Below are 387 nucleotides of genomic sequence, written 5' to 3'. Positions count from 1 at the left end.
TGCCCGGAGAAACCACAGGCGACCGTGACGGAGTCGGGGTGCGCCGGATGGCGGGCGATCACGAAGTGCTCGTCGGGGGTGTTGGAGTACATGCAGGTGGCGGCCTTGAGGAAGCGGCCGGGGAGGGTGGGGATGCGCGGGGCCATCTGGGCGGCCATGGCGGCGACCTCGTCGTCGTACACCGTCCGGTCGATGGTCTCCGGGGTGCAGACGGTGCCCCTGCGGAAGAAGGCGACCTTGGCGCCCTTGTCCGGGCCGTCGATCGCGGGGAAGCCGTAGACCTGAACTCCCGCCGCGGCCTCCCAGATGTAGATGGGGTGCTGCGCGGGGAGGAAGGGCCGGGTGCCGCCGGTGGGTTCGAACCAGTACATGACCTGGCGCTCGATG

1 pseudogene is annotated in these 387 nt (G+C 70.0%); it reads right to left on the bottom strand.

What is annotated here, in order from left to right:
• Nucleotides 1–387 (bottom strand): annotated as a pseudogene (locus tag G3I71_RS49735) (N-methyltryptophan oxidase); the annotation flags it as partial.

The sequence above is a fragment of the Streptomyces sp. SID12501 genome, from assembly GCF_010550245.1.
Lineage (GTDB): Bacteria > Actinomycetota > Actinomycetes > Streptomycetales > Streptomycetaceae > Streptomyces.
This window is presented reverse-complemented; position numbering and strand designations above follow the sequence as displayed.